The sequence below is a fragment of the Streptomyces sp. LHD-70 genome, assembly GCF_031157275.1.
Classification (GTDB): Bacteria; Actinomycetota; Actinomycetes; order Streptomycetales; family Streptomycetaceae; genus Streptomyces.
The window spans coordinates 73,242-91,359 of the sequence record NZ_JAVIFW010000017.1; the positions used below are offsets into that span (position 1 = coordinate 73,242).

Annotated in this window: 18 protein-coding genes and 1 pseudogene; 11 read left to right on the plus strand and 8 right to left on the minus strand. The window is 73.0% G+C overall.

From position 1 onward, the window contains the following. Positions 1 to 11 precede the first annotated feature (11 nt). Complete coding sequence (gene mug, locus RCO28_RS28855) at positions 12 to 545, plus strand: G/U mismatch-specific DNA glycosylase (RefSeq protein WP_308944336.1); 534 nt, start codon at positions 12 to 14, stop codon at positions 543 to 545. A gap of 75 nt (positions 546 to 620) precedes the next feature. Here the strand turns inward: mug and RCO28_RS28860 are convergent, their stop codons facing one another. Further along, positions 621 to 1,400 carry an SAM-dependent methyltransferase gene (locus tag RCO28_RS28860; protein WP_308944224.1) on the minus strand — a complete coding sequence of 260 codons (780 nt, stop codon included), beginning with the start codon at positions 1,398 to 1,400 and terminating at the stop codon, positions 621 to 623. A gap of 162 nt (positions 1,401 to 1,562) precedes the next feature. Beyond that, entirely contained in the window at positions 1,563 to 1,967 is a 405-nt protein-coding gene (locus RCO28_RS28865) for a hypothetical protein (RefSeq protein ID WP_308944225.1), read from the minus strand. A gap of 313 nt (positions 1,968 to 2,280) precedes the next feature. Between RCO28_RS28865 and RCO28_RS28870 the strand changes: the two genes are divergently transcribed. Continuing rightward, the gene (locus RCO28_RS28870) at positions 2,281 to 3,441 is read left to right on the plus strand and encodes an ROK family protein (protein WP_308944226.1); all 1,161 of its coding nucleotides are present in this window, start codon (positions 2,281 to 2,283) and stop codon (positions 3,439 to 3,441) included. Between the two features lie 154 nt (positions 3,442 to 3,595). On the opposite strand, the gene RCO28_RS28875 is transcribed toward RCO28_RS28870, so the two are convergent. Both RCO28_RS28875 and RCO28_RS28880 read right to left on the minus strand, forming a co-directional pair. Continuing rightward, positions 3,596 to 4,306, minus strand: a complete 711-nt coding sequence (locus RCO28_RS28875; protein ID WP_308944227.1) for a GntR family transcriptional regulator — start codon at positions 4,304 to 4,306, stop codon at positions 3,596 to 3,598. 268 nt (positions 4,307 to 4,574) lie between these two features. After that, entirely contained in the window at positions 4,575 to 5,456 is an 882-nt protein-coding gene (locus tag RCO28_RS28880; protein ID WP_308944228.1) for an RNA polymerase sigma-70 factor, read from the minus strand. Between the two features lie 177 nt (positions 5,457 to 5,633). Between RCO28_RS28880 and RCO28_RS28885 the strand changes: the two genes are divergently transcribed. The 5 genes from RCO28_RS28885 (at position 5,634) to RCO28_RS28905 (ending at position 10,614) form a co-directional block, all read left to right on the plus strand. Beyond that, the gene (locus tag RCO28_RS28885; RefSeq protein ID WP_308944229.1) at positions 5,634 to 6,473 is read left to right on the plus strand and encodes an alpha/beta fold hydrolase; all 840 of its coding nucleotides are present in this window, start codon (positions 5,634 to 5,636) and stop codon (positions 6,471 to 6,473) included. 262 nt (positions 6,474 to 6,735) lie between these two features. Then, positions 6,736 to 6,915, plus strand: coding sequence for a hypothetical protein (locus RCO28_RS28890; protein ID WP_282534235.1), 180 nt, complete (start codon positions 6,736 to 6,738; stop codon positions 6,913 to 6,915). Between the two features lie 174 nt (positions 6,916 to 7,089). Then, complete coding sequence (locus RCO28_RS28895; protein ID WP_308944230.1) at positions 7,090 to 7,332, plus strand: hypothetical protein; 243 nt, start codon at positions 7,090 to 7,092, stop codon at positions 7,330 to 7,332. 130 nt (positions 7,333 to 7,462) lie between these two features. Continuing rightward, on the plus strand, positions 7,463 to 9,043 hold the full coding sequence (locus RCO28_RS28900; protein ID WP_308944231.1) for an alkaline phosphatase D family protein: 1,581 nt from the start codon (positions 7,463 to 7,465) through the stop codon (positions 9,041 to 9,043). A gap of 161 nt (positions 9,044 to 9,204) precedes the next feature. After that, the gene (locus RCO28_RS28905; protein WP_308944232.1) at positions 9,205 to 10,614 is read left to right on the plus strand and encodes a GNAT family N-acetyltransferase; all 1,410 of its coding nucleotides are present in this window, start codon (positions 9,205 to 9,207) and stop codon (positions 10,612 to 10,614) included. A gap of 51 nt (positions 10,615 to 10,665) precedes the next feature. On the opposite strand, the gene RCO28_RS28910 is transcribed toward RCO28_RS28905, so the two are convergent. Beyond that, positions 10,666 to 11,916, minus strand: coding sequence for a PLP-dependent transferase (locus RCO28_RS28910; RefSeq protein ID WP_308944233.1), 1,251 nt, complete (start codon positions 11,914 to 11,916; stop codon positions 10,666 to 10,668). A gap of 59 nt (positions 11,917 to 11,975) precedes the next feature. On the opposite strand from RCO28_RS28910, the pseudogene RCO28_RS28915 reads away from it, so the two are divergent. Continuing rightward, positions 11,976 to 12,464: pseudogene (locus tag RCO28_RS28915) on the plus strand (Lrp/AsnC family transcriptional regulator); the annotation flags it as partial. Positions 12,465 to 12,677: 213 nt separating this feature from the next. Further along, positions 12,678 to 14,369, plus strand: coding sequence for a DUF885 domain-containing protein (locus RCO28_RS28920; RefSeq protein ID WP_308944234.1), 1,692 nt, complete (start codon positions 12,678 to 12,680; stop codon positions 14,367 to 14,369). Positions 14,370 to 14,417: 48 nt separating this feature from the next. Here the strand turns inward: RCO28_RS28920 and RCO28_RS28925 are convergent, their stop codons facing one another. Both RCO28_RS28925 and RCO28_RS28930 read right to left on the minus strand, forming a co-directional pair. Beyond that, positions 14,418 to 15,266: an SDR family oxidoreductase gene (locus RCO28_RS28925; RefSeq protein ID WP_308944235.1), complete on the minus strand. Its 849-nt coding sequence runs from the start codon at positions 15,264 to 15,266 to the stop codon at positions 14,418 to 14,420. Between the two features lie 135 nt (positions 15,267 to 15,401). Continuing rightward, positions 15,402 to 15,905: a rhodanese-like domain-containing protein gene (locus RCO28_RS28930; protein ID WP_308944236.1), complete on the minus strand. Its 504-nt coding sequence runs from the start codon at positions 15,903 to 15,905 to the stop codon at positions 15,402 to 15,404. A 94-nt stretch (positions 15,906 to 15,999) separates the two neighbouring features. Here RCO28_RS28930 and RCO28_RS28935 point away from each other — a divergent pair, with 94 nt between their 5' ends. Both RCO28_RS28935 and RCO28_RS28940 read left to right on the plus strand, forming a co-directional pair. Next, entirely contained in the window at positions 16,000 to 16,476 is a 477-nt protein-coding gene (locus RCO28_RS28935) for an Lrp/AsnC family transcriptional regulator (protein ID WP_308944237.1), read from the plus strand. 106 nt (positions 16,477 to 16,582) lie between these two features. Next, entirely contained in the window at positions 16,583 to 17,545 is a 963-nt protein-coding gene (locus tag RCO28_RS28940) for an alpha/beta hydrolase (RefSeq protein ID WP_308944238.1), read from the plus strand. 3 nt (positions 17,546 to 17,548) lie between these two features. On the opposite strand, the gene RCO28_RS28945 is transcribed toward RCO28_RS28940, so the two are convergent. Continuing rightward, positions 17,549 to 18,118 carry a DUF6928 family protein gene (locus RCO28_RS28945; RefSeq protein ID WP_308944239.1) on the minus strand — a complete coding sequence of 190 codons (570 nt, stop codon included), beginning with the start codon at positions 18,116 to 18,118 and terminating at the stop codon, positions 17,549 to 17,551.

The following is an 18,118-nucleotide window of genomic DNA, read 5'->3' on the forward strand; positions in this document are numbered from 1 at the left end:
TGGTCGCAGATATGGGGGTGGCGCGTAGCGCCTCGGTTGAGGGCGGCGGTGGGAGACGGGCGGGCGGACTGCGTGTGCTGTTCTGCGGCATCAACCCGTCCCTGATGACGGCGGTGACGGGCCACCACTTCGCCCGCCCCGGCAACCGCTTCTGGCCGGTCCTCCACCTGTCCGGCTTCACCCCGCGGCTGCTCCGCCCCTACGAGCAGCGGGAGTTGCTCTCGTACGGGCTCGGCATCACGAACGTCGTGGCCCGCGCGACCGCCCGCGCCGACGAGCTGTCCCCGGAGGAGTACGTGCAGGGCGGGCGGCTCCTGGAGGAGAAGGTGGCCCGGCTGCGGCCCGAGTGGCTGGCGGTCGTCGGGATCACCGCGTACCGCGCGGCGTTCGGCGAGCGCTCCGCGCAGATCGGCCCGCAGGAGCGGACGGTCGGCGGCAGCGGGGTGTGGGTGCTGCCCAACCCCAGTGGGCTGAACGCGCGTTGGACGGTGGGTGCTATGGCCGAGGAGTACGGCAGGCTCAGATCCAGCCTTTCCGGCGATTGAGGACGAGGCCGCAGACCAAAAGGGGGTCTGGGGCTCAGCCCCAGGCGGCGCCCCATGACTACGGCACCTTTCAGATCAAGGCTTACGCCCCATCGCCCCGTACTGCGCGACCTGCTGAGGCTCCGTGCCCGGCTCGGCGCGCCAGCGGGAGCAGGAGACCAGGCCCGGCGGGAGCAGTTCGAGGCCGTCGAAGAACGCGGCGATCTCCTGGCCGGAACGGGCGCGGATCGGCGGCTTGGCGTTCTCGTTCCAGAACGCCATCGCCTCCGCGTTGCCGGAGCCGCCCAGCTCCAGGGTGGGGTGGGTGACCACCAGATAGCTGCCGGACGGCACCGCGTCCACAAGGCGGCGCACGATCTCCGTGGCCTGCTCGGTGTCCAGGACGAAGTTGAGGATGCCGAGCAGTATCACCGCGACCGGGCGGTCGAGGTCGAGGGTCTCGGCGGCGGCGCGCAGGATGGCGTCCGGGTCGTGCGCGTCCGCGTCGACATAGCTCGTGGCGCCCTCCGGTGTGCTGGTCAGCAGGGCGCGGGCGTGGGCGAGGACCGTGGGGTCGTTGTCGACGTAGACGATGCGGGAGTCGGGGGCGATGCGCTGGGCGACCTCGTGGGTGTTGTCCGCGGTGGGCAGCCCCGTACCGATGTCGAGGAACTGGCGGATGCCGGCCTCGCCCGCGAGGTACCGGACGGCGCGGCCAAGGAACTCCCGGTCGGCGCGGGCGACTTGGCCGATGCTCGGGTACATCGAGGTGACCTGGTCGCCGACCTCCTTGTCGACGGTGTAGTGGTCCTTGCCGCCGAGCCAGTAGTTCCAGACGCGGGCGTTGTGCGCGACCTGTCCGCTGTGCTCAGTCATCCGGGCTCCTTCGGCCGTCCATGGGCTTCGCCGTCCATGATCCTCAAGAGGCCATGGTGGCACGGCCGTTCAACTCCGGCGTGTCCGCGGACCGGGAGGCCCTGCCCCCGGGTCTCGGCTTCACGGCTGACGACTCACGGCTCACGGCTCACGGCTCACGGCTCACGGTGGGTCGACGTCCGTGGCCACCGCGAGTAAGCGCAGCAGCCTGGGCCGCTCCCGGTCGGTGACGGCCAGGGCCAGCCAGCGGTCGCCGGTGTGCCACAGATCGGCGCTGCTCGCCGACCAGCTCAGGCCGTGCCACGGCTCGGGTATGTCCTCCCCCTCTCCCCCGCGCAGCAGCACCCCTTGCAGCCCGAACGGGCCGTGGGCCACCCACTTCTCCCCCAGCGGCTCGTGCAGGGCCGCCAGCTCCGCCGCGTACTGCTCGCATCTGTCTTCGTACTCCCCCGGGTCCGTCGCGTCGAAGTCCGTGCGCTGCAACTCCTCGACGTGGAACGCGCGCTCCGTGGGCAGCGCGCGGGCACACAGCTGGTCTATGGCGTGCAGATGCCGGGCCGGACTCATGCCTCCAGTAAACCGGCGACCACTGACAACGGCCGGACGGGCTGGACTTGCTGGACGTTGGGCCGAAGGCGGGCGCCCCAAAGGGGCGCGGGACCGTGACACTTGCGGCTCCGCTGCGGGGCGCGACAAGCCACGACGGAGCCGCAGCCGAAAGACGGGCGTCGCAGTGAGGGCCCGGGGCGCAGCCCACCGAAGCTGTCCGCAGGACTTTCGGGAAGGGGCGGGGAGGGGAGAGCTCAGGGGCTCGCCCTCGCCGCAGGCCGCCCCGGCGAGTACGATCCGGCGAACACGCTCGCGACCAGGGAGGACGACGGTGGGGCGGCTGACCGGCGGGGATCCCTCGCTGCTGCGGCGGATCAACTCCGCGGTGGTGCTGCACGCCCTGCGCGGCGTGGAGTTCGCGACGCTCACGGAGATCACCGGGGTCACCGGCCTCTCCCGGCCCACGGTCGAGGGCGTCGTCGAGGGCCTGATGGGCGCGGGCCTCGTCGTCGAGGTCGCCGCCGAGGAGGGCGTCGCCCGACGGCAGGGGCGGCCCGCACGCCGGTTCCGCTTCCGCGCCGAGGCCGGCCATCTGCTGGGCCTGGAGATCGGCGCGCACCGGGTCGCCGCCGTCCTCTCCGACCTGGACGGGCAGGTACTCGGCACCGCCGAGCGGGAGGTCGACGAGAAGGCCCGCGCCGACGAACGCCTGGAGCGGCTCCGGCTCACCGTCACGGACCTGCTCGCCGAGGCCGGGATCGCCCGGGAGTCGCTGCGCGCCGTGGGCGCGGCCAGCCCCGGCATCGTGCAGGCCGACGGCACGGTGGGGCTCTGCACCGCCCTGCCCGGCTGGACCGGCCTCGCGCTCGGCGACCGGCTGCGGCGCTCCTTCAAGTGCCCGGTCCTGGTCGAGAACGACGCCAACACGGCGGCGGTGGGCGAGCATTGGAAGGGCACGGCGACGGACTCGGACGACTTGGTGTTCGTGCTCGCGGGCCTGAGCCCGGGCGCGGGTTCGCTGATCGGCGGACGGCTGCACCGCGGCTTCGGCGGCGCTGCGGGCGAGATCGGCGCGCTGCATCTGCTCGGCCGCGAGGTCACGCCGGAGTCTCTGCTGTCCACGACGGGCGAGCCGCTGCACCCCCTGGACGAGCAGGCCGTCACCGAGGTCTTCGCGCACGCCAAGCGGGGCGACGAACAGGCCGCGGCCGCTGTGGAACGCTTCATCCGGCGTCTGGTGCACGATGTGGCGGCGCTGGTGCTCGCCCTCGATCCGGAGGTCGTGGTGATCGGCGGCTGGGCGGCCGGCCTGGACGGCGTACTGGAGCCGCTGCGCCGCGAGTTGGCCCGCTACTGTCTGCGCCCGCCGCGCGTCACGCTCTCCACACTCGGCGAGGCCGCGATCGCCACGGGCGCCCTGCGCCTGGCCCTCGACCACGTCGAGGAGGAGCTGTTCGCGGTGGAGGGCACGGTCACGGCCCGCCGCGCGTAGCGACGGCTTGCGTCGTACGCGCAGGTCATGCGTGCGGGCCGTACGCACAACACGTCATACGTGCGGGCCGTACGCACAACACGTCATACGTACGGGCCGTACCGCACAGGTCACGCCCACCGGTCGTACACAAGGGCCGTACCCGGAACGTCCCTCAGAACGTGAGGCGGCAGGTGTCCGCCCGATACGTGGCCACCGCGACCGCCGCCGTCCGCCCCTGGGCGAAGTAGCGCGTCGTGACGACCAGGACCGGAGCGCCCGGCAGCCGGTCCAGCTGCTTGGCCTCGTCCGCGCGGGCCGAGCCCAGCTCGACCGCCTGGTCCTCGTCGTCGAAGCCGAGGTTCCGCAGCTCGCGCAGGACGGCGTGCGCGCCCGCGGGGCCCGCCGGGGCGTCGTCCACGGCGAGCGCGGGCACCGATGCGGCGGGGACGTAGAGCAGCTCGGTGGCGACGGGCTGCCCGCCGGTCACGCGGGAGCGGCGGACGATGTGCACGGTTTCGCCGGCCTCGGTGCCGAGGAGGCGGGCGACGGCGGCGGGCGGAGCGGCCGGGGTGCTGTCGGCCGCCTCCCAGTCGTCCCCGCTCTCGCCGGGCCTGCCCTGCTGCGCGGAGCCGACGGAGACGCCCATACGGGGCGGGGCGACGGTGGTGCCGACGCCGCGGCGGCGCTGGAGCCGGCCTTCGAGTTCCAGCTGCTCGAGCGCCTGACGCAGGGTGGCGCGGGCCACGCCGAAGCGGGCCGCGAGCTCTCGTTCGTTCGGCAGGATCTCGCCGACGGCGAACTCGGAGTCGAGCGCCTCGGCGAGCACGGTCTTGAGGTGCCAGTACTTCGGCTCCGGCACCGTTTGCAGCTGCGTGGTCCCCACCCTGTCCTCCGCATTCGCCGTGGCCCGGCGGCTCATTACGCGCCTTTGTTTATTAAAGGTTCCTGCACTATCTACGCGACGATAAGCGCGCCCCCACCCTTGGTCAAGACCAATCCTCAGGCTGTTACAGAAAGAACTCGCTTGATTCCGCTGAGTGTTCATGCGCTGTTCGCGGCGGTACACGCGCCCGCAATCCGGCGAACGGATCGGGAAACGGCACGGAGCCCCCGCCCGGCAGGGGCGAGGGCTCCGGAGGGGCCGTGGGGACTCAGTCCGCGAGCGAGATAAGTTTGTCCGGGTTGCGCACGATGTAGACGGACTGGATGCGGCCGTCGACGACATCGACCTGGAGGACGCTGTCGGGCTTGCCGTCGGAGAGGATCAACAGGGCCGGGCCGCCGTTGAGTTCGAGCACGCGGATCTCGGGGTTCGGCACGCCCTGCGGGACGACACTCGCCATGAAGCGGCCGACGTGCTCGGCGCTCTCCAGGACCCGCAGCGGCGCCTTGGACTTGCCGCCGCTGTCGCCGACGAGCCGGGCGTCGGGCGCGAGCAGCCTCATCAGTCCGTCCAGGTCGCCCTCGGCCGCGGCGTCGAGGAAGCGCTCGGTGAGGTCGCGGCGCTCGGCCGGGTCGACGTCGAAGCGCGGTTTGCGCTCCTCGACGTGTTTCCGCGCGCGGCCCGCGAGTTGGCGTACGGCGGCCTCGGAGCGTTCCAGGGCCGTGGCGATCTGCGAGAACGGGAAGCCGAAGGCCTCGCGGAGCACGAACACCGCGCGTTCGAGCGGCGACAGCGACTCCAGGACCACCAGGACCGCCAGGGAGACCGACTCGGCGAGCACGGCCTGCTCGGCGGTGTCCGGCACGGTCGCGCCGAAGTCCGTGGCGAGCGGCTCGGGCAGCCACGGCCCGACGTACGCCTCGCGCCGTGACTGGACGTGGCGCAGCCGGTCGATGGCGAGCCGGGTGGTGATCCGTACGAGGTAGGCGCGGGGTTCGCGGATCTCGTCGTGCTCGGCCGCGGACCAGCGGAGCCAGGCGTCCTGGACCACGTCCTCGGCGTCGGCGACGCGGCCGAGCATGCGGTAGGCGACGCCCGTGAGGACCGGGCGGTGTTCTTCGAAGAGGGCGGTCGCGGTATCGGTGGCCACGCACCCCATCCAAGGCCGCGCGAGGGCCGCTGTCCAGGCACTTCCGCCCGTCGTGGCGCGGCGCACACACCGCCGGACGACGGACGGCGGGCCTCCGGTCCTGAACTGGGGGCTACCCAGGGGTAATTCTTGCTGACAAGCTGTCTATGACCCACCGGCGCCCTGACGAGGAGCAGCATGACGGCCCCTGTGTCCTTCACGTCCTTCCCCATCGACACCGCGCACGGACCACGCCCCGTGACCGTCGCGTACCGGCGCGCGGGCGCGGGCGAGCCGCTGCTTCTGCTGCACGGCATCGGGCACCATCTGCAGGCCTGGGACCCGGTGTTCGAGATCCTGGCGGCCGAGCGGGACGTGATCGCCGTGGACCTGCCGGGCTTCGGAGCCTCGCCCGCGCTGCCCGACGGCGCCGCGTACGACCTGTCGACCGTCGTCGCCGCGCTGCGCGGGCTCTGCGAGGAGCTCGGGGTGGGCACCCCGCATGTCGCGGGCAACTCGCTCGGCGGGCTGCTCGCCCTGGAGTTGGGGCGCGAGAAGCTGGTGCGCTCGGTGACCGCGCTCGCCCCCGCAGGCTTCTGGAGCGAGGCGGAGCGGCGGTACGCCTTCGGTGTGCTGCTCGGCATGCGACAGGGAGCACGGCTGCTTCCGCTGCCCGCGATCGAGCGGCTCTCCCGTACGGCGGCGGGGCGTTGGGCGCTGACGAGCACCATCTACGCCCGCCCGTGGCGCCGTTCACCGGAGGCGGTCGTCGCGGAGACGCTGGCGCTGCGGGACGCGTCGGGCTTCGAGCAGACGCTGGCCGCGGGCCTCGACGTGGCCTTCCGGGACGATGTGCAGGGCCTGCCGGTCACTGTGGCGTGGGGCACGAAGGACCGGCTGCTGCTGCGCCGCCAGGGAGTGCGCGCGAAGCACGCGATGCCGCAGGCGCGGCTCGTCCGCCTGCCCGGCTGCGGGCACGTGCCTATGAGCGACGACCCGGCCGCGGTGGCCCGAGTGATCCTCGACACGAGCCGCTGACCGGCCGGCCGCCGGGACGCACCCGGCGGCACCCGCCGACAGGCCCGCCATGACGCGGCGAGCGGCGTCGCGGCGGCGGGCGCCGGGCGGAAGATCACGGGGCGGCGGGAGTTGTGAGTCGGCTCACCCGAAGGCAGTACGGGCAAGCCCGGATGGGCCGTCGAGAGCATCAACTCACTGCAAGCGTGCCCGAGTTGAGGCCTTCACCCCGGCGGCTCCCACTTACGCCGGACTGACACGGGTGTTCCGTACTCTGGCGGACATGGCCAGTTTCTCCTCGTACCGTCGAGCGCCGCGCTCCGCCGCGTCGGTGAACGCGGACATCCGTGCGCTCTGGGCGCGCGCCCGCGGACGGCTGTCCGCCGATGAGCGGGTGGCCTATGACCGGCTCGTCGTCGAGTGGGCCGCCGCCGTGCGCGGCGAGCAGCACCGCGCCGCCTGAGCCGGGCGCAAGCACGTCATGCGCCGCATCGATATCCACACCCTTGTCCGTTCTGCCCTTAGATCGCCAGACTCCTCCATCCGTAGATCGTCAGGCTCCTCCGTACATAGATCGTCAGACTCCGCACCGCGGTCAGTGGCACCCGATTCGCCCCATCGCGTCCCGTTCCGGCTCGTGCAGGCGCCCGTGCTCGGGCTGCTGGGCGCGCTGGGTCTGGTCGTGGTGATGCGCCTCGACAGCGCGGCCGGGCCCACGACGGCCCGGCTCGCGCTGGTCGCCTGGGCCTCCGCGGGCACGGGCGTCCTGGTCGCGGCGATCCTCACGCACTGTCTGGCACGCCGGAACGCGCGCGCCCGCGACGACCATCCACGGGGCGCACACACCCGTGCGCGGGCACCGCGCGGCACGATCTTGTGACCCTCGGTTCAGCCTCCCTTCACCCATGACCGCAGCCTTGCGGCGCCCGACCTAGTAGCGTGCGGGCACCTGGGGCGGGCGTCGGCCGTCCCGTACCTGGATCGTCGTAGCCGTCACAGGAGGCGCATCGATGTCGCAAGGTCTGCCGAGCAACTCCCCCGGCCGTCGTGCCGTACTCCGTGGTTCGGTCGCCGCTTCGGCCGCGCTGGCGCTGCCCGCGCTCAGCGGGGCCGCACCGGCGCTCTCGCTGTCCGGGCGGCCGCGCGCGGCCTGGGGCGTGCAGGCCGGTGACATCGGCGCGCACTCCGGGCTCGTCTGGGTGCGCTCGGACCGGCCCGCCCGGATGATCGTGGAGACCTCCGCCACCGAGTCGTTCCGCAACCCCACCCGCTGGCACGGCCCGCTCCTCGGCCCCGGCACCGACTTCACCGGGACGACGCGGCTGCGCGGACTGCCGCCCGGCGAGCAGGTGCACTACCGGGTGTGCCTGGCCGACCCGGACGACCCGCGCCGCACCGGCGAGGCCGTCACCGGCACGTTCCGTACCGCGTCCGCGCGGCGGTCCGACGGGGTCCGGTTCCTGTGGTCCGGCGACATCGCGGGGCAGGGCTGGGGCATCAACCCGGAGCGCGGCGGCTACCGCGTGTTCGAGGAGATGCGCCGCCTGGACCCGGACTTCTTCCTGTGCAGCGGCGACACCGTCTACGCCGACGGCCCGATCCAGTCGAGCGTCACGCTGCCGGACGGCCGCGTGTGGCGGAACGTCACGACGGAGGAGAAGGCCAAGGTCGCCGAGACCCTCGCGGAGTTCCGCGGCAACTTCCGCTACAACCTGCTCGACGAGAACCTCCGCCGCTTCAACGCGCAGGTGCCGTCGATCGTGCAGTGGGACGACCACGAGGTGCGCAACAACTGGTACCCGGGCCAGATCCTGGACGACGGGCGGTACACGGAGAAGGACGTCGACGTGCTCGCGGCGCGTTCGCTGCGGGCCTTCGGCGAGTACTTCCCGGTGTCGTCGCTCGCGTCCGGCGACCGGGAGGGCCGGATGTACCGGGTCGTACGGCAGGGCCCGCTGCTCGACGTGTTCGTGCTCGACATGCGGACGTACCGCAACGCCAACTCGCCCGGCCGGCAGGTCGAGGACCCGGTCGGGATTCTCGGCGCCGAGCAACTCGACTGGCTGAAGCGGGAGTTGTCGCGGTCGCGGGCCGTGTGGAAGGTGATCGCCTCCGACATGCCGCTGGGGCTCGTCGTACCCGACGGCAAGGAGAACTTCGAGGCCGTCGCGCAGGGTGACCCGGGTGCGCCGCTCGGCCGTGAGCTGCAGATCGCGGAGTTGCTCCGGCACATCAAGCACCGCCGGATCACCGGCACCGTGTGGCTGACGGCGGACGTGCACTACACCTCGGCGCAGCACTACGCCCCGGAGCGGGCGGCGTTCAAGGACTTCGCGCCGTTCTGGGAGTTCGTCTCGGGACCGCTGGCGGCGGGCGGGTTCCCGGCGCTGAAGCTGGACGGCACGTTCGGCCCGGAGCAGCCCTTCGTCAAGGCGCCGACGCGCGCGAACGTCTCACCGGCCGAGGTGCCGCCGTACTTCGGCGAGGTCGAGATCGACGGCGGCAGCGGGGAGTTGACGGTGCGGCTCCGGCAGGAGGGCGGCGGCGTGCTGTTCACGAAGGTGCTGCAGCCGGGGCGGGTCGGGCAGTAGCGGCTAGGCCCGGGACGGCCGCGCGGCAGGACAGCGGCGAGACGGCGGGAAGACAGCGGCGCGACAGCAGAAAGACAGCGGCAAATCGGACAGAAGCCCTCTTAACCGATCAGTCACAAAGCGTTCGTGATCACGCAACACCGGTGGTTCAGAGTGCAGACATGACTGATCCGACTTCCGCGAAGCGCGCCCGCCGCGCCCAGCACCACTGGCGGCGGGACGTCGTCGAACTCGCCGCCCTGTTCACGGCCGTGGCCGTGGCCGACACCATCGCCAAGACCGTGGTGCACGGCCCCGAGGGACCCACCGCCCTGATCTTCTCGGCGGTGGCCCTGCTCGTCACGGCCGGCCTGCACACCTGGTGGGCGCGGCGCCAGGGCCACGCTCCCCCGAAGCCCGATACGAGCAGCGATACGGGCGGCTATACGGGCGGCGATACCGGCACCCCGCCCGCCGCGGGGACCACCGAGCAGACCGAGGCCGCCCCGGCCGGCCTGTGGCGGATGCGTACCACCGTCCGGGACGAGCCGGGCTCGCTCGCCGCGCTGTGCACGGCGCTCGCCGAGCGGCACGTCGACATCCTCAGCCTGCAGACGCACCCGCTGGCCACGGGCACCGTCGACGAGTTCCTCCTCCGTGCCCCCGGCGAGCGCACCGCCGCCGAGCTGACGCGTGCCGTCTCCGCGGCCGGCGGCTCGGGCACCTGGATCGAGCGCGCCGACGCCCACGACCTGGTCGACGCGCCGACCCGGATGCTGAACCTCGCCACCCGCACCGCCCTCGACGCGGCCGAACTCCCGCTCTCCCTGCGGCAGTTGCTGGGCCGCTGCACCATCCGCTCGATCCCGGCCGAATCGCCGTCGAGGACGACGGAGACGGCGGACGTCCCCGTGGAGGGCGTGCTCGACGGCACCCTGATGCGGCTGCGCGACCAGTCCGGCGGGGTGCTCACCGTGGAGCGGGCGTATCTGCCGTTCACGCCCACCGAGTTCGCCCGGGCCCGCGCCCTCGTCGAGCTCGACTCCCGGCTCGGGCCGCGGATGCCGCGCAGCCAGGACGTCCTCACGCTGCCCGAGGGCCCGGACATCACGGTGCGCCGCGCCGACCTCGACGACCTGGAGGCCGCCAAGGCGATGCACGAGCGCTGCTCGAAGCGGACCCTGAGCATGCGGTACCACGGCCCCGTCGGCGACGCGGACCGCTACCTCAACCACCTGCTCAGCCCTCGCTTCGGCCGCACCCTCACCGTGCAGACGCCCTCCGGCCGGCTCGTCGCGCTCGGCCACCTGCTGTGGGACGGCGACGAGACCGAGGTGGCGCTGCTCGTTGAGGACGACTGGCAGCGCCGCGGCATCGGCTCCGAACTCCTCGGCCGACTGGCCGGGTTGGCGTTCGAGGCGGGCTGCGAGAGCGTCTACGCGGTCACGCAGTCGTCCAACACGGCGATGGTCGCCGCGATGCGCGGGCTCGGGCTTCCCCTTGATTACCAGATCGAGGAGGGGACGTTGGTGGTGACGGCGCGTCTGCAGGCGGCTCCGGTCGGCGCGGAAAAAGGTGCGGCTTCGTCGTAACCGGGGCTCCGCCCCAGACCCCGCTCCTCAAACGCCGGAGGGGCTGATTCTTCAGCCCGCAGCCGTCCCCCGAGCCGCACCGACCCGGGCCGCCCCCGCGCCCCCCAGCGCCCCATCAAGGTCCGCCCAGAGATCCTCGACATCCTCAAGGCCCACCGACATCCGCAGCAACTTCTCCCCGACCCCCGCCGCCCGGCGATCCCCCTCGGCCACCACCCGATGGCTGATGGACGCCGGATGCTGGATCAGGGTGTCGACGCTGCCGAGGCTGACCGCCGGGGTGATCAGCCGCACCCCGGCGATCACCTCGTGCGCCTCGCCGGTCACCTCGAAGGACACCATCGCGCCGCCGATCCGCGGGTAGTGCACCCGGCTCACCCGCGGGTCGGCGGCGAGGCGCTGAGCCAGCTCGGCGGCGGTCGCGGAGGCGGCGCGCACGCGTACGGGCAGGGTGGCGAGGCCGCGGTGCAGGAGGTACCCGGCGAGCGGGTGCAGCACCCCGCCGGTGGCGAAGCGCACCTGGCGCAGCGAGCGCGCGAACTCCTCGTCGCAGGCCACGACCCCGCCGAGCACGTCGCCGTGTCCGCCGAGGTACTTGGTGGCGCTGTGCAGCACGAGCCGGGCACCGCTCTCCACGGGCCGCTGCAGGACGGGCGTGGCGAAGGTGTTGTCGACGAGCAGCGGCACGGTCCCGCAGGCGTGCGCCACGGCCCGCAGGTCCAGCTCGGCGAGCGTCGGATTGGCGGGCGACTCGACCAGGACGAGGCCGGTGTCGGGCCGGATGGCCTCGGCGATCCCGGCCGGGTCGACCCAGGTCACCTCGGAGCCGAGCAGTCCGGCCGTCAGCAGGTGGTCGCTGCAGCCGTAGAGCGGCCGTACGGCCACCACGTGCCGCAGCCCGGCCGCGATGCGCACCATCAGCACCGCCGTCAGGGCGGCCATGCCGCTGGCGAACGCGACGGCGCTCTCGGCCCCTTCCAGGCGCGCGAGCCCGGTCTCGAACCGCCCGACGGTGGGGTTGCCGAGCCGCGCGTACACGGGCGGGCCCTCGTCGAGCTCCCCGGTCGCGGCGAACGTGTCGATGCGCTCGGCCTCCGCGCGGCTGTCGTACGAGGGGTACGTGGTGGACAGGTCGAGGGGCGGGGCGTGCAGGCCGAGTCCGGCGAGGTCCTCGCGCCCGGCGTGCACGGCCTCGGTGGTCAGGGCCCGCCGCGCGAAGGCGGGGTGTGCGGCGTGCGAGTCCCTGGCGTCTGTGCCCCTGCCGTCGGTGTCCCTGGCGTCTGTGTCCCTGGTGGAGTCCATGGGCAGAGCCTGAACACTGGCCGGGGTCGTGGGTGAGAGTCCCGTGCTACGTTCGGCCGATGGTTGATTCCGTCGTACTGGACCCGGTGGACCTGGACATTCTGCGACTGCTGCAGAACGACGCACGGACCACGTACCGCGACCTCGCCGCCCAGGTCGGAGTGGCCGCCTCCACGTGCCTGGACCGGGTGGCGCGGCTGCGGCGCGCGGGCGTGATCCTCGGACACCAGCTGCGGCTCGACCCGGCGCGCCTCGGGCGGGGCCTGCAGGCGCTGCTCTCCGTGCAGCTGCGACCGCACCGCAGGGAGATCGTCGGGCCGTTCGTGGAGCGGATCCGGGGTCTGCCCGATGCCCTCGCGCTGTTCCATCTGGCGGGTCCCGACGACTACTTGGTGCATGTCGCCGTCGCCGACACCGCCGACCTGCAGCGGCTCGTCCTCGACGAGTTCACGTCCCGGCGCGAGGTGGCCCGCGTCGAGACCCGGCTGATCTTCCAGCGCTGGGACTGCGGGCCCCTCCTGCCGCCCGCGGCCCCCGGAACGTCCGGAGCGCAGGGAACGACCGGAACGCCAGGAGCGACAGGAACACCCGGAGCACCCGGAGCACCCGGAGCACCCGGAGCACCCGGAGCACCCGGAACGAAAACCGGCTCCCTACCCGACGAACCTGGCGGCGTCACGGAAAAATAGCCGACAGCAGACCGGGCACGCCCAGAGCAGAATCGACTGACGCGAACCGGCCCGCCGTACGAGGATGTGCGCATGCCAGACACGACGCGCACCCCACTGCCCCGCCAGGTCGCCGACGCGTATGTCGACGCCCTCATCGCCCTCGACCCCATCACCGGCACCTTCCTCGGGGTGCGGGAGTGCTCGAACGCGCTGCCCGACCTCTCCCCCGCGGGCGCGCAGGCGCTCGCGGACCTCGCCCGCACCACCCTCGACCGGCTCGCGGAGGCCGAACGCGCCCCGGGCGGCGACAGCGACGTGGAGCGGCGCTGCGCCCGGCTCCTGAGGGAACGCCTCACGGCGGAGCTGGCCGTGCACGACTCCGACGAACATCTGCGCGCGGTCAGCAATCTCAGCTCGCCGGTGCACTCGGTGCGGCAGGTCTTCACGGTCACCCCGGTCGACTCCGAGGAGGACTGGGCGGCCGTCGCGGAGCGCCTCGCCGCGGTGCCCACCGCCCTCGACGGCTACCGCGAGAGCCTCGCCCTCGGCCTGGACCGCAAGCTGCACGGCGGTCCGCGCGCCACCGAGACGTTCATCGGCCAGCTCGCCGAGTGGTCCGGGGCGGACGGCGGCAAGGGCTGGTTCGAGCAGTTCGCCGCCTCCGGCCCCGAGTCCCTGCGCGAGCGGCTCGACACCGCGGCCGCCGCCGCGACCCGCGCGGTGGCCGAGCTGCGGGAGTGGATGCGTGAGGTGTACGCGCCCGCGGTCACCGGCAGCGCGGACACGGTGGGCCGCGAGCGGTACGCCCGCTGGTCCCGCTACTTCAACGGCACGGACCTGGACCTGGACGAGGCGTACGCGTACGGCTGGTCCGAGTACCACCGCATCCTCGGCGAGATGCGCGTCGAGGCCGAGAAGGTGCTGCCCGGCGCGGCCACTCCGTGGGCGGCCCTGAAGCACCTGGACGAGCACGGCGCGCACATCGAGGGCGTGGACGAGGTGCAGCGCTGGCTGCAGGGCCTGATGGACGAGGCCATGGACGCCCTGGACGGCACCCACTTCGAACTGGCCGCGCCCGTACGGAAGGTGGAGTCCCGGATCGCCCCGCCCGGCAGCGCCGCCGCGCCGTACTACACGCCGCCGTCGGAGGACTTCTCCCGCCCCGGCTGCACGTGGCTGCCGACGATGGGCCAGACCCGCTTCCCCGTGTACGACCTGGTGTCGACCTGGTACCACGAGGGCGTGCCCGGCCACCACCTCCAGCTCGCGCAGTGGGTGCACGTCCGCGAGAACCTCTCCCGCTACCAGGCCTCGGTCGGCCTGGTCAGCGCCAACGCGGAGGGCTGGGCACTGTACGCGGAACGCCTGATGGACGAGCTGGGCTTCCTCACCGACCCGGAGCGCCGGCTCGGCTACCTGGACGCGCAGATGATGCGGGCGGCCCGGGTGATCGTGGACATCGGCATGCATCTGGAGCTGGAGATCCCGGAGCACTCGCCGTTCCACCCCGGCGAGCGCTGGACGCCGGAGCTGGCGCAGGAGTTCTTCGGTCTGCACAGCGGCAGGCCCGCGGACTTCGTGGAGAGCGAGCTGATCCGCTACCTCTCGATGCCGGGCCAGGCCATCGGCTACAAGCTGGGCGAGCGCGCCTGGCTCCTCGGCCGCGAGAACGCCCGCAAGGCCCACGGCGACGCCTTCGACGCGAAGGCGTGGCACATGGCGGCGCTGTCGCAGGGCTCGCTCGGCCTGGACGATCTGGTGGACGAACTGTCCAAGCTGTGACGGGAGTTGAGGATCGGGGGCACGCCTGTCGCGCCCCCGGTCCGGGCCCTACCTGCGGAAGCCGCCCTCGGAGTCGATGACGTTGCCCGTGATCCACTCGGCCTCGTCGGTGGCGAGCCAGGCGATCAGGCGGGCCGGGTCGTCGGGCATGCCCCAGCGCCCGCCGGGGAACCTCGCGGCGACCGCGTCGTACACCTCGCAGGTGAGGTAATCCGTGTCCACGGGGCCGGGGTTGACGGTGTTCACGGTCACCGCGAGGTCGGCGAGCGTGCTGGCGAGGGTGCGGGTGGCGGAGGCGAGGGCGCCCTTCTGCAGCGCGTACGCCACCTCGCCGGGCATGCCGCCCGCCATGTCCTGGCCGGAGGTCATCATCACGACGCGCCCGCCAGGGGTGCGCGGTGGCAGCTCGGCCCGCAGCCGGGCGTAGGCCTGGACGAGCAGGATCACGGAGCGGGTGTCGACGGCCCAGTGCCGGTCGAGCATGCCCTGGTCGATGGCGTCGAGCGGGCCGTCGTCGCCGCTGAGGGCGTGGTTGGCGACAAGCACGTCGACCCGCCCGCCGAGCGCGTCGGCCGCCTCGGCGAGCAGCCGTGCCGGCCCGCCCGCCTCGGTCAAGTCGCCCGGCCCGTGCAGGACTTGGGCCTGCCGCGGATCCGGCGCCGCGTCCCGGACGGACGCCACGACGTCCTCGGGCCGGTCGGCGCCCCACGGCATGGCGGCGTCGTGCGGGACGTGGTGATGCAGATAGACGCTCGCGCCGTACGCGACAAGCCTGCGGGCCACGGCGTGCCCGATGCCGCCGCGCCGGCTGGCACCGGTGACGAGGGCGGTTCGGCCGCGCAGCGGCAGCGGGTCACGGCGGAGCTGTTCGGGCGTGGGGTGCGGGAGTTGAGGCATGACAGCTGATGATGGTTCCGGTACGGGAGGGACGCCACCGGAAATCACCGGGCCCGGCGAGGCTCAGGGGGCTCAGGGGGTGCTGAAGGGGTGCTGAGGGGTGCTGAGGGGTGCTGAGGGGGTGCTGAGGGCGGCTCAGCAACCGCAGTCCTCCCCCGTGACCGGCGCGGTCAGCGGGTCGGCAGCACGCTGCGGGGCAGGGCCTTCCCAGGTCTCGTACCGGAATCCCTCCCGCACCCAGTACTCGAATCCGCCGAGCATCTCCTTGACCTGGTAGCCGAGTTGGGCGAAGGCGAGAGCCGCGCGGGTCGCGCCGTTGCAGCCGGGACCCCAGCAGTACGTGACGACGGGCACCGCCGGGTCCAGAATCTGCCCGGCCTGCTCGGCGATGTGGGCGGTGGGCAGGTGGACGGCGCCGGGGATGTGCCCCTGGTCCCAGGACTCGGTGGAGCGGGTGTCGACGAGCACGAAGCCCGGGTCGCCGTCGGCCGCGAGAGCGACGGCGACGTCGGAGACGTCGGCGTGGAAGGCGAGGGACGCGGCGAAGTAGGCGGCGGCCGCCGACGGGGAGGCGGGCGGCACCCGCAGCACGGGGTTGTCGGCGGAAACGGCGAGGGTGGGGCTGACCTGTGTGTTCATGGAGAGAAATCTAGGCTCGCCGAAGATCACGGTGAAGAGACGATCCCCGGCGGCTCCCTTGTCCCGCCCGGGATTTCCCTGCTACTTCTCGCGCATGACCGCTCATTCCCCGGACGCCTCCCCTGCGTACCCCTACAGCCCGGACGCCACCGACCGGCGCATCCTCGACGTCCTCCAGCGCGAGGGCCGCGCCAGCTACGCGGAGCTGGCCCGCGCCGTGGCCATGTCGGCCAGCGCCGTCACGGAGCGGGTGCGGCGCATGGAGGAGGCCGGGGTGATCCAGGGGTACGCGGCCGTGGTGGACCCCGAGCGGCTCGGCCTGCCGATCCTGGCGTTCGTACGGCTGCGCTATCCGCACGGCAACTACAAGCCGTTCCACGATCTGGTCGAGGCGACGCCGGAGATCCTGGAGGCGCACCACGTCACCGGCGACGACTGCTTCGTCCTCAAGGTCTCGGCCCGCTCGATGCGGCACCTGGAGGAGATCTCGGGCAAGGTCGGCGCACTCGGCTCGGTCACCACGAGCGTCGTCTACTCCTCGCCACTGCCCCGCCGCCCGCTGGGCACGTGAGCCCGGGGCCTGGGACCCGGGGGACCCAGGGGGCCTGGGGGCCTGGGGGGCCTGGGGCCCGCCGGGCATGCGATGAGTTCTCGCGGCGCGAGCGGTCTCTACGTACATGACGAACGACAACGGCACAGCCACCACAGCCACCACAGCCACCACAGCCATCACCGCCACCACGGCCACCACGGCCACCACGGCCACCACGGCCACCCCGCACGACCTGCGGCACGCCGGAGCCCGCCTCGCCTACGACACGCAGGGCCCGCTGCCCACCGCCGACGGGCGTCCGCCGCTGCTCATGGTGGGCCAGCCCATGGAGGCCTCCGGTTTCAGAGCCCTGGCCTCGTACTTCCCGGACCGGACCGTCGTCACGTACGACCCGCGCGGGCTCGGGCGCAGCAGCCGCGAGGACGGCCGGGTGGACCACGATCCCGGCGTGCAGGCCGGTGATCTGCACGCCCTGATCGGGGAGCTCGGCGCCGGTCCGGTGGAGATGTTCGCGAGCAGCGGCGGCGCGGTGACCGCACTCGCTCTCGTGGCCGCCCACCCCGGCGACGTCACGACGCTCGTCGCGCACGAGCCGCCCCTGCTCGCGCTCCTCCCGGACGCCGAGGCCGCCGAGCGCGCCCGCGCGGGGGTCAGGGACGCCTACGAGAAGAACGGCTGGGGCGCGGGCTTCGCGGCGTTCATCGCGTGGACGTCCTGGCAGGGCGAGTTCACCGACGCGTACTTCGCCCAGCCCGACCCGGACCCGGGCGCGTTCGACCTGCCCACCGAGGACGACGGCACGCGCGAGGACCCGCTGCTCTCCGACCGTTCCTGGGCGGTCAGCGGCTACCGCCCGGACGCCGAGGCGCTCACCGCCGCGCCGACCCGGATCGTGCTCGCGGTCGCCGAGGAGTCCGGCGACGCCCTGACCGGCCGTACGACCCACGCGGCCGCCGAACTGCTCGGCCAGAAGGCGACGGTCTTCCCCAGTCACCACGGCGGCTTCGCGGACGAGAGCTCCGGCTATCCGGGGCAGCCGGAGACGTTCGCGATCAAGCTCAGCGCGGTGCTCGACACGAACCGCTGAGCCTCAATCCAGGCGTCTGCCGAGCAGGCGTCTGAGCCATCCGGCGGCCGGGGCGGGTCCGGTGCGCTCCGGGAGCGGGCCGAACGCATGCAGCTGCGTGCGGTCCAGCCAGTGCGCGGGGTCGGGGTCGTCGGCGTGCGGGCCGAACATCCACCGCTGTGCCGCCACGCTCAGGCCGTCCGAGTCGAGGACACACTCACCGGCCCGGAACTCCCCCTCGAACGGCAGCGGCTCACCCTCCTCGAAGTCGACGGACTCCGGCGACAGCGCCACCAGCCGCCGCAGCACCTCGGTCTGGACCTCGAAGGAGGCGGCGAGCGCGGCGGTCTGGAACGTGTAGGCGTATGTGCCGTGCCCCTCCGGGACGCGGATCTCCGCCGCCGGGTCGCCGACGATCAGGACCGTGGGGCCGTACGTCCCGATCCGGAACTCACCGTCGGCCACCGGCGCGTACCGCCCGGGGAAGAGCCGCTCGACCGCCGAACACGCGGCGTCCGCCCCGCCCTCGGGGAGCACGCCGATGTCCTCGGCGGGACGGTGCGGAGCGACGGCGCAGAGGTTCCGGGTAGCCAT